The sequence below is a fragment of the Pseudomonas sp. PMCC200344 genome (assembly GCF_030053095.1).
Taxonomy (GTDB): Bacteria; Pseudomonadota; Gammaproteobacteria; order Pseudomonadales; family Pseudomonadaceae; genus Aquipseudomonas; species Aquipseudomonas svalbardensis.
The window spans coordinates 3,552,795-3,569,049 of sequence record NZ_CP125618.1; the positions used below are offsets into that span (position 1 = coordinate 3,552,795).

Annotated in this window: 17 protein-coding genes; 10 read left to right on the forward strand and 7 right to left on the reverse strand. The window is 59.9% G+C overall.

Going from position 1 to position 16,255, the window contains the following annotated elements; all coding sequences use genetic code 11:
* Window positions 1–187 precede the first annotated feature (187 nt).
* The 3 genes from QFW87_RS16030 to QFW87_RS16040 all read left to right on the forward strand — a co-directional run bounded on the left by QFW87_RS16030 (window position 188) and on the right by QFW87_RS16040 (window position 2,435).
* Window positions 188–1,117: a transposase gene (locus QFW87_RS16030; protein ID WP_283188224.1), complete on the forward strand. Its 930-nt coding sequence runs from the start codon at window positions 188–190 to the stop codon at window positions 1,115–1,117.
* Between the two features lie 254 nt (window positions 1,118–1,371).
* Window positions 1,372–2,103: a transporter substrate-binding domain-containing protein gene (locus QFW87_RS16035; protein ID WP_283188225.1), complete on the forward strand. Its 732-nt coding sequence runs from the start codon at window positions 1,372–1,374 to the stop codon at window positions 2,101–2,103.
* A gap of 107 nt (window positions 2,104–2,210) precedes the next feature.
* Window positions 2,211–2,435 carry a hypothetical protein gene (locus QFW87_RS16040; RefSeq protein WP_283184010.1) on the forward strand — a complete coding sequence of 75 codons (225 nt, stop codon included), beginning with the start codon at window positions 2,211–2,213 and terminating at the stop codon, window positions 2,433–2,435.
* A 118-nt stretch (window positions 2,436–2,553) separates the two neighbouring features.
* Here the strand turns inward: QFW87_RS16040 and QFW87_RS16045 are convergent, their stop codons facing one another.
* The 6 genes from QFW87_RS16045 to QFW87_RS16070 form a co-directional block, all read right to left on the reverse strand.
* On the reverse strand, window positions 2,554–3,993 hold the full coding sequence (locus QFW87_RS16045; RefSeq protein ID WP_283188226.1) for an FAD/NAD(P)-binding protein: 1,440 nt from the start codon (window positions 3,991–3,993) through the stop codon (window positions 2,554–2,556).
* Between the two features lie 136 nt (window positions 3,994–4,129).
* Complete coding sequence (locus tag QFW87_RS16050; protein ID WP_283188227.1) at window positions 4,130–5,536, reverse strand: LLM class flavin-dependent oxidoreductase; 1,407 nt, start codon at window positions 5,534–5,536, stop codon at window positions 4,130–4,132.
* Window positions 5,536–5,973, reverse strand: a complete 438-nt coding sequence (locus QFW87_RS16055; RefSeq protein ID WP_283188228.1) for an acyl-CoA dehydrogenase — start codon at window positions 5,971–5,973, stop codon at window positions 5,536–5,538. The genes QFW87_RS16050 and QFW87_RS16055 overlap by 1 nt, the downstream gene beginning before the upstream one ends.
* 10 nt (window positions 5,974–5,983) lie before the next feature.
* The gene (locus QFW87_RS16060; RefSeq protein WP_283188229.1) at window positions 5,984–7,186 is read right to left on the reverse strand and encodes an SfnB family sulfur acquisition oxidoreductase; all 1,203 of its coding nucleotides are present in this window, start codon (window positions 7,184–7,186) and stop codon (window positions 5,984–5,986) included.
* Between the two features lie 220 nt (window positions 7,187–7,406).
* Window positions 7,407–7,721 (reverse strand): hypothetical protein, encoded by a 315-nt coding sequence (locus QFW87_RS16065; protein WP_283188230.1) that lies wholly within the window; start codon window positions 7,719–7,721, stop codon window positions 7,407–7,409.
* A gap of 177 nt (window positions 7,722–7,898) precedes the next feature.
* Window positions 7,899–8,462, reverse strand: a complete 564-nt coding sequence (locus tag QFW87_RS16070) for an XRE family transcriptional regulator (protein ID WP_283188231.1) — start codon at window positions 8,460–8,462, stop codon at window positions 7,899–7,901.
* Window positions 8,463–8,477: 15 nt separating this feature from the next.
* On the opposite strand from QFW87_RS16070, the gene QFW87_RS16075 reads away from it, so the two are divergent.
* On the forward strand, window positions 8,478–9,479 hold the full coding sequence (locus QFW87_RS16075; RefSeq protein WP_283188232.1) for a DMT family transporter: 1,002 nt from the start codon (window positions 8,478–8,480) through the stop codon (window positions 9,477–9,479).
* A gap of 34 nt (window positions 9,480–9,513) precedes the next feature.
* On the opposite strand, the gene QFW87_RS16080 is transcribed toward QFW87_RS16075, so the two are convergent.
* Entirely contained in the window at window positions 9,514–9,990 is a 477-nt protein-coding gene (locus QFW87_RS16080; RefSeq protein WP_283184003.1) for a hypothetical protein, read from the reverse strand.
* A 173-nt stretch (window positions 9,991–10,163) separates the two neighbouring features.
* On the opposite strand from QFW87_RS16080, the gene QFW87_RS16085 reads away from it, so the two are divergent.
* The 6 genes from QFW87_RS16085 to QFW87_RS16110 are packed head-to-tail and all read left to right on the forward strand — an operon-like array spanning window position 10,164 to window position 16,224.
* Complete coding sequence (locus QFW87_RS16085) at window positions 10,164–13,082, forward strand: monovalent cation/H+ antiporter subunit A (protein ID WP_283188233.1); 2,919 nt, start codon at window positions 10,164–10,166, stop codon at window positions 13,080–13,082.
* Window positions 13,082–13,426 (forward strand): Na+/H+ antiporter subunit C, encoded by a 345-nt coding sequence (locus QFW87_RS16090; protein WP_007986256.1) that lies wholly within the window; start codon window positions 13,082–13,084, stop codon window positions 13,424–13,426. Before QFW87_RS16085 ends, QFW87_RS16090 begins: the two co-directional genes overlap by 1 nt.
* The gene (locus QFW87_RS16095; RefSeq protein ID WP_283188234.1) at window positions 13,423–15,105 is read left to right on the forward strand and encodes a monovalent cation/H+ antiporter subunit D; all 1,683 of its coding nucleotides are present in this window, start codon (window positions 13,423–13,425) and stop codon (window positions 15,103–15,105) included. Before QFW87_RS16090 ends, QFW87_RS16095 begins: the two co-directional genes overlap by 4 nt.
* Window positions 15,102–15,590 (forward strand): Na+/H+ antiporter subunit E, encoded by a 489-nt coding sequence (locus QFW87_RS16100; protein WP_283188235.1) that lies wholly within the window; start codon window positions 15,102–15,104, stop codon window positions 15,588–15,590. Before QFW87_RS16095 ends, QFW87_RS16100 begins: the two co-directional genes overlap by 4 nt.
* Entirely contained in the window at window positions 15,587–15,865 is a 279-nt protein-coding gene (locus tag QFW87_RS16105; protein WP_283183999.1) for a K+/H+ antiporter subunit F, read from the forward strand. The genes QFW87_RS16100 and QFW87_RS16105 overlap by 4 nt, the downstream gene beginning before the upstream one ends.
* The gene (locus QFW87_RS16110) at window positions 15,862–16,224 is read left to right on the forward strand and encodes a Na+/H+ antiporter subunit G (RefSeq protein ID WP_283183998.1); all 363 of its coding nucleotides are present in this window, start codon (window positions 15,862–15,864) and stop codon (window positions 16,222–16,224) included. Before QFW87_RS16105 ends, QFW87_RS16110 begins: the two co-directional genes overlap by 4 nt.
* Window positions 16,225–16,255: the final 31 nt, after the last annotated feature.

Genomic DNA, 16,255 nt, shown 5'->3' on the forward strand with positions numbered 1-16,255 from the left:
AGGATGAGAGCGGTGAATGGCAAGCTGAATGCCCGGAGTGCTTAAAGCACGTGTGGGAGCCCATGCTGCCATTCACCTCTCCACTCTGGTTATTGAGCCCGAACAGTTGAACGAGCCTACCTCGAACATTTACAAGCGTGGTGCCCAGCCAGAGTGCTCTCACCTTTGAGTGTAAGAGGATTCAGCTATGTTTTCCTGCGCAGGCATCGACGTTGCCAAAGATACTCTTGAGGTTCGGATTAACCCGCAAGACGTTGGCGCAAGTTACCTCAATACCGCCAGTGACTTCCTTGCGCTGATTGATTGGTTAAAGCGCTACCAGGTCAACCGCGTATTGCTGGAAGCCACCGGCGGCTATGAGCGAGAGGCCATGAAAGCGCTTCAGGCCGCGGGCTTCGAAGTCTTGCGGATCAACCCTCGTCGCGCCAAGAACTTTGCCAAGGCGATGGGGCAGCACGCTAAAACCGACCCGATAGATGCGCGACTTCTCGCGCAGTTTGCAGAAGTCATAAAGTCGCCAAGCAACCGCATCACCAGCCCTGAACAGGACAATTTGCGTGCGCTGGTACAGCAACGTGAAAACTTTGTTCAGCAGCAAAGCGATGATATTCGGCGCCTCAAAACAGCCTCTGTAGACCGGGTAAAACCCTGTCTGCAGAGGCATATCGACTATTTATGCCAAGCAATAAAGTCGATAGAGAAGTTGATCCGTCAAAGTGCCCAAGACCTGGACAGTGATAAAATAGCCCGTTTGTGCTCGGTCAAGGGAATAGGGCTCGTGACGGCAGCCAGCTTAATGGCCTATTTGCCTGAGCTGGGCGAGGTTGGACGGCACGAGATTGCAGCGCTGGCAGGCATAGCCCCCTACAACGATGACAGCGGCAAGCATGAAGGTCCGCGCCATATTAGCGGCGGCAGGTTTGCTGCGCGTCGCGCGATGTACATGGCGTGCTGGGTGGTGATTCAGCGACAGCCTGAGTTCAAAGCGCGGTATGACGCACTGCGTCGTAAGGGCAAATGCGCAAAAGTAGCGCTCATCGCCTGTATGCGCGTGCTGCTGATACGACTGAACGCCATGATCCGAGACCGAACTGAGTGGAAACAACCCTTGGCCTAAAACGGGTCGCGGTGTTCCTGTAGGGCATCGCATGGCGTAAAGCTGTGGGAATTCAGCTGTCTATCAATATGCCTTCAAAATAAAGATCACCAAGACAGTTGCTCCCACATTTAATTGTGTTTCGTCGGTCAGGGCCACAATGGCAGGCCGTACCCATAAGTCCTGAGATCTGACGCAAAAGCCCGGACAATTTCTCGGGACAGTTGCACCTCGCCCGTACTAAGATTTGCGCTTCATTTCATCAAGGACGATTCATGAAGCGCATTGCCGGTTGCCTGTTGTCTTTCCTGACCTTTACGGCGGTCGCGGCTGATCTGAACCTGCTCACCGACAACCATCCGCCCCTGCATTTTCAGCAAGGTAATCAACTGGTGGGGTTTGGCGTGGACATGGTGCAGGCACTGGCCGAACGCACCGGAGACCAGGTGCACTTGCAACAAGTCCCTTTGCTGCGCGCCCTGCATGTCGCCACGACCGAGCCCGCCACCGGGGTGTTTACCGTGTTGCGCACTGCCGAACGCGAAGGCTTGTACCAGTGGGTCGGTCCGCTGATGGACGTGGAGACGGCGCTTTATTCCGCTAACACCCAGCAACCGGTGCGCAGTTTGCAGGACGCCAGCACCCAGGGCCGTATCGCCGTCCCGCGAAAATGGCTGGCTTACGATTACTTGCGCAAGCAGGGTCTGAACAATCTGTACGGTGTGGAAACGCCCGAACAAATGATGCGTCTGGCACGTCTGGGGCGCATTGAGTTTGTGGTGGCCGACACCCTCTCCATCGCGACCCTGGCCCGGGAAGAAGGCTTGGCGCCCAGCCTGTTGCACTATCAGATGCCGCTGATGAAGCAAGGCACCTACATCGCGTTTTCCCCGCAAACCGATGCGCGCCAGGTCGCGCGCTGGCAACAGGCGCTCGACGAGATGAACCGCGATGGGCGCCTGGAACAACTCAAGCAGCGCTGGCTCAGCGACAACACACCCCGCTGACAATGGATCAACGCTCTCGATAACAACTATGCGTCAGGGTGTTTTTTCATCGCGATGCTCCAGCACTACAGTGGCCCCATCTTCTCCCCACGCTCTGGAGCGCCCTCATGAAAAGCATCATCGGTCTTGGTTTCGCCCTTTCGGTTCTTGGCGCTACCTCCGCCATCGCCGCCCCACACACCACCTCGCCAGTCGTTGCCGCGGCCAAAGTCAGCCAACCGGCCACACTGAACGTGAACACCGTCGGCGTTGATCACAAAGACAGCCAGGCGAGCAAACTCTACGTCGCTGAAAACCGCCCTGAGTTCGGTTCGAAGTATCAGCGTTATTGATCAACGGCGTTGCGCCGCTTCAAACAAGAAACCCCGGGTAGATCCGATCTACCCGGGGTTTCTTCGTAATAGCAGATCACCGATATCCGTAGCAGCTGCCGAGCCTGCGAGGCTGCTGCTACAGGGGCGGAGTTGTTGTCAGGCGAGCGGCAAGAGCCTTGGCCTGGCTCGCGACGTCGGTCACTGCGGTGCTTTCCCACCACATGCCGCGCAACGGTGGACCCATGGCGAACAGACGGCTGGCGACGTGTTCATCTGCGTCCAGCACCGCGCCATCCAACGCTGCCGCAATCCCCAGCGCCAACGGCCCCGGTCGGACAAGTCCGCGTGCCAGCAGTTGCTGTGGCAGTGGTCGGGCGACCCGCCGCCAGTCGTATTCGATGCCGCTGGAATTGATCAATGCCGCGCCGCTGACAACGGTGGTTTCTGATTCACCACGACGCCGAACACGGATGCTCACTGCGCCGTCCGCTGAAGGCTCCAGCCCTTTGAACGACGCCGCGTGAATCCGCAAGCGCCCTTCCTTGTGCAACCGCTCTACCAGTTCGGCACTCATCGGCGGCGAGCGGTGGTGATGGCATTCCCACCACGGCCGCACATGTCGCACAAACTGTCGACGCTGCACGTCCGTCGCCTGATTCCACAACCGGCCAATATGCGCCCGTACAGTGTCGAGCGGCGCCTGCCAGTCGATGCCTTGAGCGATGGCGTCCCGGCAATGCCGACGCAGTTCGCGCACCAGCTGTCGCGGTGTGCGAATGCTCTGATCCTCGGCGAGAAAATCCACCCAGACCGGAGGTTGCCGACGCACGTGAGGCAGCAAGCCATGCCGGGAAAACACTTCGATCGGCCCGCGATGCCCGGCCTGTTCCAGCGACACCACGGCATCGACCATGGTCAGGCCCGAACCGATGATCAGCACCGTCGACTGCGGATCGAGTTGCTGCATGGCCGCGACGTCCCACGGATCAAGCGCGGCGGCGTTCAAGCCGCTGGACTCGGTCTGTGGCGTACGCGCAGCGGGGAACATCCCCGTGGCCAACACCGCAAAAGCACCCTGCAAGTGTTGCCCGTCACTCAACGTCAGCAACGCAGAATCGTCCCGGGTTTGCAGATCAATCACCTCGGCCCGCACATGCTCGACCGTTGAACCGTTCAACACCCCCACCGCTTGCGCTTCCGCCAGGCGCTGCTGCACGTACAAACCGAAAATTCCCCGTGGCGGGAACAATTCGCTGACCGGCACATGTTGCTTGTCAGACTCCGGCCAGCCGCCGGCCGCGATGTACTCGGTCAACCATTGGGTCAGGTCGTCGGCGTTGTCCGGGTCGACGCTCATCCGCGCCGCATTGCCGTTGAGCGTATGGCCCAATTCAACCGCGCTGTACGCCTCGCCCCGACCGAGTTCCGCGCGGGGTTCGATCACCAGCACCTGGCGTTTGCCCGGCAGGCGCAGCAACTGCGCCGCCAGCATTGCACCGCTGAGGCCGCCGCCGACGATCAGGATGTCCGCGTGGCGGATGACGTCGGTGGCCTGTCCGCTTTGGGTTTCAGTCATGGCGTTCTCACTGATCAATGTTTCATCTCAAAAATATCCTGGACGATAATAGGCGCCAAACCCACGGAAGGTTCATCAACCAGTACCAAAGTAGGACAGAGAAATACCGCTGACTTGCAGTGAGCGTCGGGAACGATCATGAATAGGATGCGATTTTCTTTTCCTGCTGCCGCAACGCCGCCAGGTCTCGATAACCCGCTCCCGGATGAATCTCCGGCAAGCGCGACCCTTCCCCGAACAACTTCTCGCGCAAGGTCCCCGGCGCGTATTCGGTTTTGTAGACCCCACGTTTCTGCAACTCCGGCACCAGCAATTCCACGGCGTCGATGAAGGTTTCGTGAGTCAATGCATAGGCCAGGTTAAAGCCGTCCACATCGGTCTCCTCGACCCACTCCTGCAGCAAGTCGGCGACGGTCTCCGGGCTGCCGACAAACAACGGACCAAAACCGCCGATGCCCACCCAGTCAGCCAGTTCGTTGGGGGTCCAGACCTTGTTCGGGTCCGCCGTGGAGAACGCTTCCACCGCCGATTGAATCGCGTTGGTGTGCACGTGCTTGAGCGGTTCATCCGGTTTGAACTGGCTGAAATCAATCCCGGTCCAGCCCGAAATCAGCGCCATTGCCCCTTCGTAACTGACCCAGGTTTTGTATTCCTCAAACTTGGCTTTGGCCTTGGCGTCGGTCTCTCCGAGGATCACGGTTTGCAGGTTAAAGATCAGAATCTTCGACGGATCGCGCCCAGCCTCGGCAGCACGGCGGCGAATGTCGGCAACGGTTTTCTTCAGCAGCACTTTCGACGGCGCAGCAACGAACACGCATTCGGCATGCTCGGCCGCGAACTGCTTGCCGCGACTCGATGCGCCAGCCTGATACAACACGGGCGTGCGTTGTGGCGAAGGTTCGCAGAGGTGAATGCCCGGCACCTGGAAGTGCTTACCGACGTGCCGGATTTCGTGGATTTTGCTCGGGTCACTGAAGATCCGCCGCTCACGATCGCGCAGGATGGCGCCCTCTTCCCAACTGCCCTCCCAAAGTTTGTAGCAAACCTCCAAATACTCTTCGGCGAAGTCGTAACGGGCGTCGTGTTCGGTCTGGTTTTTCTGGCCGAGGTTCTTCGCACCGCTTTCCAGATAAGAGGTGACGATGTTCCAGCCGGCACGGCCCTTGGTCAGATGGTCGAGCGTCGACAGGCGTCGGGCGAACGGATACGGGTGTTCGAACGACAGCGAAGCGGTCAGGCCGAACCCCAAATGCTCGGTGACCAGCGCCATCGGCGGAATCAATTGCAGCGGATCGTTGACCGGCACCTGCGCCGCCTGACGGATCGCCGCGTCACCATTGCCGTTGTAAACGTCGTAGATGCCCAGCACATCGGCAATGAACAAACCGTCGAACTTGCCGCGTTCGAGGATTTTCGCCAGATCGGTCCAGTACTCCAGATCCTTGTATTGCCAGGAGCGATCCCGCGGATGCGCCCACAAACCGGGCGACTGGTGACCAACGCAGTTCATGTCGAAGGCGTTGAGACGAATTTCGCGGCCCATCAAACAGCACTCCTGAAGCTTGGGGGATGGATGCCGTTGAGGCGGAAGTTGCCGATGAGGTGGAGTTTCCAGCGCAACGGGTCATGCAGTGATCCGGGCAACACGGTGCGTTGGCCGGTGAGTTCGAATTCAGCGTTGCTGACGGCATTTAGCGCGTCGGCGCTGGCCAGGTGCGACTCGGCGATGGCGACGCTGATTTCCGTGTTGTCATCAACGCTGTTCAGAAAATCTTCGGCGCGTTCGAGCAGCGCGGCGGCGACTTCAATGCGGATGTGCAAATCGCCGAAGCGGCTGATGACGTAAGGATCATCCGTGGCTTGGGCCTGCTGGCGGACGAAACGCAACGTTGCATCAAGCAAGCTGCGAGCGTTGTGCAAATCATGCTGACTTTTGGCCAAGGGCTGCCCGGCAACAATCGGTTGGGTCAAAGCGTTCATGGTGGGCTCCTCAGTTCCAGGCGTGGCGCGCAGGCTTCACGCCGTTGAGCAGGTAGTTGCCGATCAGGTGGTATTTCCAGCGTGCCGGATCGTGCAGGGTGTGCGTCCGGGCATTGCGCCAGTGGCGGTCGAGGTTGTATTTGCCGAGCACAGAGCGAGTACCGGCCAGTTCGAAGAGTTTGCTGCTGGCAAGCAAGGCGATCTCGGCGGACAGCACTTTCGCCTGGGCAACCACCACCGAAGCGCGGGCCACCGTTTCTTCGTTGGGGTTGAGCAAGGCATGGTCAATGGCGCGACCGGCCTTTTTGAGGATCGCTTCGGTGCCGTGGACCCGCCATTCGAGGTCGCCGATCGCAGCGATACTGAACGGGTCCTGCCAGCCGTGATCCTGCTGGCTATCGATCCATGGCCGGGCTTCGCGGGCGTAGCGTTTGGTTTCTTCCAGGGCGCCGACGGCAATGCCGGTGTCCACGGCCGCCTGGATGATTTGTGAAATCGGGCCGTCGGCCGTGGGTTCGTCAAAGGCCTTGTGGGCCGGGATCACAGCACTGAGAGGGACCTTTACCGCATTCAGGGTGACACCGCCGCTGGCCGTGGTGCGCTGGCCAAAACCGTCCCAGCTGTCGATGACGGTCAAGCCGGGAGTGTCACGCTCGATGAAGGCGATGAAGGCCTTGTTCTCTTCATTGACCGCCACCGCTGGCACGATGTGCGCGAACAAGGCGCCGGTGCAGTAGAACTTTTCGCCATCGATTTGCGCGGTGTCTTTATCGAAACGGATACGGGTCTCAAAGGCACCGGCATTCTTGCTTTTGGATTCGGAGAAGGCATTGCCGAAACGGTAGCCCTGCAGGACTTTGCCAAAGTAGTAACGCTTCTGCTCCTCGGTGGCGGTTTGCAGCAGGATGTCGAGCACGCCGAGGTGGTTTTGCGGGATCTGGCCGAGGGACGAGTCGGCGGTGGAAATGATCTTGATCACCTCCGCGACGGTCACGTAGGAAACGCCGGCGCCACCGTATTCCTTGGGAACGGTGATGCCCCAGAGACCGCTGGCGGAAAACTCGTCGAGCTCGGCGACCGGCAGGCGTCGCTCGCAATCCCGCACGCTGGCCTCGATGGCAAAGCGTGCCGCGAGTTTGTGGGCGACGGCGATGGCTTCGGCGTCCGAGCGGATGACGTGGGCGGTGCGAGGGGGTTGGGTTGAGGCTGTCATGGGCCGACTCCGGGTTTTCGGGTGAGTACCCGAGACCTATTACACAAGTCGTGCCAAAACAATTAATCGTTGGTATTCATAAAGATATGGATTGTTCTAAAAGGTGGACCTAAACACCGCTGCAGCAAATTGTCGGTTCATTGTTGCCTGAGCAACACCTCAAACAGAAAATGCCCAACTCTCAAACAGAAAGTTGAGCATCCATACAAAAACGATTCGATCAGGAATGACTGATGCGGTAACGAGCAGGAGGGGAAATTTGATAGTTAGCCCCTCTAACGACCGTATATTCAAAATCTACGGCCTGCTCTACGAAGCCCAGCAACATCTGTCTTGACACTATAAATACGATTGGAAAAACAACATCGCCAGCTACAGTCAGCTCCGAGGCAAGCACGTCGCCAACGTAAAGTTTGACAATATCGCCTTCCTGAATATCGAGGATCTGTGGGATATGAGCTGTTGCCCCATTGGGAACGGCTGTCAGCTTAATTTCGTCATCTACTGCTTCCAGAATCATGAGTGGCATTAACATTTACCAATTCCTTTCAGTTGACGTTCAAGAGAGCCCCAATCAGCAATAAGTATGTATTGCCAAGGTAACGGCTCGGGATACAGCGCGCGCTGAACTCCATTTGAAGTTCAATCGAACTCTGCGTCTACTGTCAGAAGTAACAGGTATCTCATCGTTTCCGATGAGCGGTATCAGCGGCTAGATCACCACATTTCGCACAAACCGCGCCGCCACCGGCCCATCGTTGCGATAGGCGTGGGGCTGGTTGCTGGCGAACATGTAGAACTCGCCGGCAGCGATCTCATGTGGCGTGTTGCCCAGCATCAGGGTCAGGCAGCCTTCAAACACATAAATCTGTTCACTCCAACCCTCAGCATCCGGTTGCGACGGATAAATCTCTCCCGGTTGCAGGCACCATTCCCACTGTTCTACCTCGCGGGTAGCCGTGGCTTTGGACAGTAAAACGGCTTTGCTGCCAGGAATCGTCCCGGCCCAGGCCACTTCGTTGATACGACTCGGATCGCGTGCGTCCGGGGCCTGGATCAGGTCGCTGAATGCGACGTTCAGCGCTTCGGCCACACGGTCGAGGGTGGTCAGGCTGACGTTCTTTTCGCCAGCCTCGATCGCCACCAGCATCCGGCGGCTGACCCCGGATTTTTCCGCCAACGTCGCCTGGCTCATGTCGGCGGCGTGGCGCAAGCGTCGAACGTTCTGGCTGACGTGCTGGAGGACCGAAGCCCGCTGCGTGGAATCTTTGTGCACTATATTGCTCACTTGATGGGGCTGGGCAGTATACTGCGCAACATTCGGCGCATTGTGCGTCGCCCTCAGGTAGCGCGCAAGGTCATGACGTCGGTGAATTCCCCTCACACTTCCTCCCGTTTCTCGCGGTTCAGCAAGGCCGAGTGCGTGCTGGTGCTGATCACCATGGTCTGGGGCGGGACCTTCTTACTGGTGCAGCATGCGATGACCGTCAGCGGGCCGATGTTCTTCGTCGGTCTGCGCTTTGCCGCGGCGGCGATCATTGTTGCGCTGTTTTCCTGGCGTCATCTGCGGGAGCTGACGCTGTTCGAACTCAAGGCCGGGGCCTTTATCGGCGTGGCGATCATGCTCGGTTATGGGTTGCAGACAGTCGGGTTGCAGAGCATTCCCAGCAGTCAGTCGGCGTTTATTACCGCGTTGTACGTGCCCTTCGTGCCGTTGCTGCAATGGCTGGTGCTGGGGCGGCGTCCGGGGTTGATGCCGAGCATCGGGATCATGTTGGCGTTCACCGGGTTGATGTTGCTGTCGGGACCGGCCGGCGCTTCATTCAATTTCAGCCCTGGTGAAATCGCGACGTTGATCAGCGCTGTGGCGATTGCGGCGGAGATCATTCTGATCAGCACGTATGCCGGCCAGGTCGATGTGCGACGGGTGACGGTGGTGCAATTGGCGGTCACCTCGGCGCTGGCGTTTTTGATGGTGGTGCCGACTCAGGAAAGGATTCCGGACTTCTCCTGGCTGCTGTTATGCAGCGCGTTGGGCTTGGGCGCGGCCAGTGCGGCGATTCAAGTGGCGATGAACTGGGCGCAGAAGAGCGTTTCGCCGACCCGGGCGACGTTGATTTATGCGGGCGAGCCGGTTTGGGCCGGGATTGTCGGAAGGATTGCCGGGGAGCGGTTGCCGGCCATTGCGCTGGTCGGTGCGGGGTTGATTGTGGCGGCGGTGATTGTCAGTGAGTTGAAGACCAAGGGTAAGACAGTGCCCGAGGTCGACCCGGAAGGCGAAACCGAGCATTGATCGTTCCCACACGTGGGAACGATCAATGACGGGATTATTCCGGTAGCGAGCGGATGATGTCGGCCAAGTCATCCCTGGTGATCTCGTTGGATTTTATGGCTGCGGCGACATCCTCCCTGGACAGAGGAAAGCGCTTGAACATGTTCTTTAGCGCATCGGCATCAACATTTGACATCCAAAGAGGAGAAATGAAATTGCCCTTATATTCAGGCTTCATGGGGACTTCTTCGTGCGCTATCGCGCCTTTGTGATTCAAATAAACAACGTAGCGATCATGCCCTTCGGCAAAGCTTTTATCGTGATAGAGAGTGGTGCCGGTCGGTAACACATAAGCCTGTTCATCGCCCTGCGGCCCCTCGATAAGCAAAGGCTCTTGGGTCCTCATCATCGTCCGGTCAGGCACCCACGGTGCGGTGCCGACCACAACCCATCCCAGCACCAACGCATTGATGAATAGTACGCCGGCCAGCAAAAGCGGCGTCTTGTGACGGGTAAACAGTGTATTTGTCATCGGGTGCCCAGGTATTCCATTCCGGCTTGGCCTGCTTCAGAGGCAAAGACTCCATTTGCCGCCTACTGTAAGGTCATTCGCTATTTTTTGTAGGATTCTGCGACAGCTTGGCGTTTGGTGATCCGGGAGCTGGCACGTATGATGCTTCACAAACTTCCGCAGATTAGAAGCCTATGTCCCTGATAGTTCTACTGCTTCTGCCTTTTATCGGCAGCTGTCTGGCAGCCTTGCTGCCGCACAACGCGCGTAACACCGAATCTTTGTTGGCGGGTCTGGTTGCCTTGATAGGCACTGTTCAGGTCGCCCTCTTGTACCCGCAAATCGCCGATGGCGGCATGATCCGCGAAGAGTTTTTCTGGTTGCCCAGCCTGGGCCTGAACTTCGTCCTGCGCATGGACGGTTTCGCCTGGCTGTTCTCGATGCTCGTGCTGGGCATCGGCACCCTGGTTTCGTTGTACGCCCGCTATTACATGTCGCCGGACGATCCGGTGCCGCGGTTCTTCGCGTTTTTCCTGGCGTTCATGGGCGCCATGCTCGGGCTGGTGATCTCCGGCAACCTGATCCAGATCGTGTTTTTCTGGGAGCTGACCAGCCTCTTTTCATTCCTGTTGATCGGCTACTGGCACCACCGCGCTGATGCGCGACGCGGCGCTTATATGGCGCTGATGGTCACCGGCGCAGGCGGTTTGTGCTTGCTGGCGGGGGTCATGCTGCTCGGCCATGTGGTCGGCAGCTATGACCTGGACAAGGTCCTGGCCGCCGGCGATCTGATTCGCGCGCACGCCCTCTACCCTGTTCTGCTCCCCCTGATCCTGATCGGCGCCTTGAGCAAAAGCGCGCAATTCCCCTTCCACTTCTGGCTGCCCCACGCCATGGCGGCGCCGACACCGGTTTCGGCCTATCTGCACTCGGCGACCATGGTCAAGGCCGGGGTGTTTCTCCTCGCACGACTGTGGCCGTCGCTGTCCGGCAGTGAAGAATGGTTCTACATCGTCAGCGGTGCCGGCGCTTGCACCCTGTTGCTCGGTGCGTATTGCGCGATGTTCCAGAACGACCTCAAGGGACTGCTGGCCTATTCGACCATCAGTCACCTGGGCCTGATCACCCTGCTGCTGGGCCTAAACAGTCCGCTGGCCGCTGTGGCCGCGGTGTTTCACATTCTCAACCACGCCACGTTCAAGGCTTCGCTGTTCATGGCCGCAGGGATCATCGACCACGAAAGCGGCACCCGGGATATTCGCAAGCTCAGCGGCCTGATCAAGTTGATCCCGTTCACCGCCACCCTGGCCATGGTCGCCAGCGCCTCGATGGCCGGCGTGCCGCTGCTCAACGGCTTCCTGTCGAAAGAGATGTTCTTCGCCGAAACCGTGTTCATCAATGCCACGGCCTGGATCGAGATGACGCTGCCCATCGTCGCGACCATCGCCGGCACTTTCAGCGTCGCCTACTCGCTGCGCTTTACCGTCGACGTGTTCTTCGGCCCGACCGCCACCGACCTGCCGCACACCCCACACGAGCCGCCACGCTGGATGCGCGCGCCGGTGGAATTGCTGGTATTCGCCTGCCTGGTCGTGGGGATTTTCCCGGCGCAGGTGGTCGGCCCGTTGCTGGCTGCGGCTGCCCAGCCGGTGGTGGGCGGCACCTTGCCCGAATACAGCCTGGCGATCTGGCACGGCTGGAACGCGCCGATGATCATGAGCCTGATCGCCATGTCCTGCGGCATCGTGCTTTATCTGCTGTTGCGCAATCAGCTCAAACACGGGCGTTTCAAGTACCCGCCGATCATTGGCCGATTCAACGGCAAGCGCCTGTTCGAACGCAGCCTGGTGATCATGATGCGCCTGGCCCGTCGTCTCGAGCGGCGGATCAGCACCAAGCGCCTGCAAACCCAATTGTTCCTGGTGGTACTCGCAGCAGTGCTGGCCGGGTTGATCCCGATGCTCCACAGCAGCCTGAGCTGGGGCGACCGCCCGAAGATTCCGGGTTCGATCGTATTCGTGACCCTCTGGCTGCTGGCGATTGCCTGCGCCCTCGGCGCGGCGTGGCAGGCCAAGTATCACCGGCTCGCGGCCCTGACCATGGTCAGCGTCTGTGGCCTGATGACGTGCGTGACCTTCGTCTGGTTCTCGGCGCCGGACCTGGCGCTGACGCAATTGGCAGTGGAAGTGGTGACGACAGTGTTGATCCTCCTCGGTCTGCGCTGGCTACCTCGACGGATCGAAGAGGTGTCGCCGTTGCCGAGCAGCCTGCGCAAGGCACGCATCCGCCGTATTCGCGACTTGCTGTTATCGACCGTGGTCGGCGGCGGCATGGCGTTGCTGGCCTACGCGATGCTGACGCGCCAGACACCGAACCACATTTCATCGTTCTACCTCAGCCGTGCCCTGCCCGAAGGCGGCGGCAGCAATGTGGTCAACGTGATGCTGGTGGACTTCCGCGGCTTCGACACCCTCGGTGAAGTTACCGTGCTGGTGGCCGTGGCCCTGACCGTATTCGCCCTGCTGCGACGCTTCCGTCCGCCAAAAGAAAGCCTGCAGTTGCCGGCCCAGCAGCGTCTGCTGGCACCGGACGTGGTCACTGATCTGGTCAACCCGCGCCACGCCAGCGACACCGCGCTCGGTTTCATGATGGTGCCGGCGGTGCTGGTCCGCCTGCTGCTGCCGATCGCATTTGTGGTGTCGGTCTACCTGTTCATGCGCGGCCACAATCAACCGGGCGGCGGTTTTGTCGCAGGCCTGGTGATGTCCGTAGCGTTCATCCTGCAATACATGGTCGCCGGCACGCAGTGGGTCGAGGCGCAAATGAGCCTGCGACCGTTGCGCTGGATGGGCACCGGCCTGCTGTTCGCCACGGTCACCGGACTCGGGGCGATGGCGGTCGGGTATCCGTTCCTGACCTCCCACACCTGGCATTTCGGACTGCCGGTGTTCGGTGACATTCACATCGCCAGTGCGCTGTTCTTCGACATTGGCGTGTACGCCGTGGTGGTCGGTTCGACCCTGTTGATCCTCACCGCCCTCGCTCACCAATCGGTACGGGGTCACAAAACCGCCGCCCTGCCCAGATCCGTCGCCACACAAGGAACCGTCTGATGGAAGAAGTCATCGCAATCGCCATCGGCGTGCTGGCCGCGTCCGGCGTCTGGCTGATCCTGCGGCCACGGACGTTTCAGGTGGTGATGGGCCTGTGCCTGCTGTCCTACGGCGTCAATCTGTTCATCTTCAGCATGGGCAGCCTGTTTATCGGCAAGGAGCCGATCATCAAGGATGGCGTGCCGCAGGACCTGTTGCACTACACCGACCCGCTGCCGCAAGCGCTGGTGCTGACCGCCATCGTGATCAGCTTCGCCATGACCGCGTTGTTTCTGGTGGTGCTGCTGGCTTCCCGGGGCCTGACCGGTACCGACCATGTGGATGGCCGGGAGCCTAAAGAATGAATCTGATGCCGCACCTGATCGCTGCACCGATTCTGCTGCCGCTGCTGACCGCCGCCGTGATGCTGTTGCTGGGGGAGAAACACCGTCCGCTGAAGGCCAAGATCAACCTGTTTTCCAGCCTGGTGGGGTTGGGCATTGCCGTGCTGTTGCTGCAATGGACCCAGGAGACGGGCGTCCCCGGCTCCATCGGCGTGTACCTGCCGGGCAACTGGCAGGTGCCGTTCGGTATCGTGCTGGTGGTCGATCGACTGTCGGCGCTGATGCTGGTGCTGACCGGGATCATCGGCGTCAGCGCCCTGCTGTTCGCCATGGCCCGTTGGGACGGTGCCGGTTCGAGTTTCCACGCGCTGTTCCAGATTCAGATGATGGGGCTTTACGGCGCGTTCCTGACGGCGGACCTGTTCAACCTGTTTGTGTTTTTTGAAGTGTTGCTGGCGGCCTCTTATGGCCTGATGCTCCACGGTTCGGGTCGGTCGCGGGTGTCGTCGGGGCTGCATTACATCTCGATCAACCTGCTGGCGTCGTCGCTGTTTCTGATCGGCGCGGCGCTGATCTACGGCGTCACCGGCACCCTGAACATGGCCGACCTGGCGCTGAAAATTCCGCTGGTGCCGGAAGCCGATCGCGGCCTGCTGCATGCCGGCGCGGGGATTCTCGCAGTAGCGTTCCTGGCCAAGGCCGGGATGTGGCCGCTGAACTTCTGGTTGGTGCCGGCCTACTCCGCGGCGAGCGCGCCGGTGGCGGCGATGTTCGCGATCATGACCAAGGTCGGCGTCTACACCTTGCTGCGCTTGTGGACCTTGCTCTTCTCTGGCCAGGCCGGCGCCTCGGCGTACTTTGGCGGCGACTGGCTGATCTACGGTGGCATGGCGACCATCGTCTGCGCCGCCGTGGCGATTCTCGCCGCACAACGACTGGAGCGCCTGGCCAGCCTGAGCATTCTGGTGTCGGCCGGGATTCTGCTGTCGGCCATCGGTTTCGCCCAGCCCAACCTGATCGGCGCGGCCCTGTTCTATCTGGTCAGCTCGACCCTGGCATTGAGCGCGTTGTTCCTGTTGGCCGAGTTGATCGAGCGTTCGCGTTCGGCCAATGAAATGCCGTTGTTCGATGACGGCGATCTGCCGCGACCGATGGAATCCTTGCAGCCGCCCAAAGGCATCAACCTCGATGACGAGCAGAAAGCCGTGGTCGGCCAGGTGATTCCCTGGACCATGGCGTTCCTCGGGTTGAGCTTCATTGCCTGCTCGCTGCTGATCATCGGCATGCCGCCGCTCTCGGGATTCATTGGCAAACTCGGCTTGCTCAGCGCCCTGCTCAATCCGTTGGGCCTGGGCAATGGCAACGATGAGCCGGTTTCCAATGCCGCGTGGGGCTTGCTGGCGTTGTTGATCCTGTCCGGGCTGGCGTCGTTGATCGCGTTCTCGCGTTTGGGCATCCAGCGGTTCTGGACGCCTGAGGAGCGGCCGTCGCCGTTGCTGCGACGTTTCGAATGCGTGCCGATCATTGCGTTGCTGGGCCTGAGCATTGCGCTGACCTTCAAGGCCGAACCGCTGCTGCGCTACACCCAGGCGGCCGCCCAAGCCTTGAAAAACCCGCAGCAATACGTGATGGCGGTGCTCGGTACCCGTGCGATTCCAAGCCCGGAAGCCAAAGCCGCGGTAGCGGAGGTCACACCATGAAGCGCCTGTTTCCTGCTCCCTGGTTGTCGCTGGCCCTGTGGTTGCTGTGGCTGGTGCTGAACCTGTCGATGAGTCCCGGCAATCTGCTGCTGGGCGCGGTGCTGGGGTTTTGCGCACCGCTGATGATGCGCAAGCTGCGACCGCTGCCGATCCGCATTCGTCGGCCGGGCGTAATTGTGCGTTTGTTCTTTCTTATCGGTCGCGATGTGGTGGTGTCCAACCTCGCCGTGGCCTGGGGCGTGCTCAACGCCGGTCGCCATCCACCGCGCTCGCGCTTCATCAAGGTGCCGCTGGACTTGCGTGACGCCAACGGCCTGGCCGCGTTGTCGATGATCTGCACGGTGGTTCCCGGCACCGTGTGGTCGGAACTGGCGCTGGACCGCAGCATTCTGTTGCTGCACGTATTCGATCTGGATGACGAAGCACTGTTCATCCAGCACTTCAAGGCGACCTATGAGCGCCCCTTGATGGAGATCTTCGAATGAGCGCATTGCTGTCAAACGCGATCCTGCTGAGCCTGTTCATCTTTTCCCTGGCGATGATTCTGACCCTGATCCGGCTGTTCAAGGGGCCGTCGGCCCAAGACCGGGTTCTGGCGCTGGATTACCTGTACATCATCGCGATGCTGATGATGCTGACGCTGGGCATTCGCTATTCCAGTGACACTTACTTCGAGGCGGCGCTGCTGATTGCGCTGTTCGGTTTCGTCGGCTCGTTTGCCCTGGCGAAATTCCTCCTGCGTGGCGAGGTGATCGAATGAGCGCAGAACTGTCTCTGTGGGTTGAAATTCCGGTGGCGATCCTGCTGGTGCTCAGCAGTCTGTTTACACTGATCGGCGCCGTTGGCCTGGTGCGGATGAAAGATTACTTCCAGCGCATGCACCCGCCGGCGCTGGCGTCGACATTGGGCGCCTGGTGCGTGGCGTTGGCCTCGATCATTTACTTTTCGGCACTCAAGTCCGGGCCGGTGTTGCATGCCTGGCTGATTCCGATCTTGTTGTCGATTACGGTGCCGGTGACCACGTTGCTGCTGGCGCGGGCGGCGCTGTTTCGCAAGCGCATGGCGGGGGATGATGTGCCGGCTGAGGTGAGTAGTCGGCGCACGGAAAGCGGGAGTTAAGTTCGCAGATTTGTATTGATTGTGAGGGCCT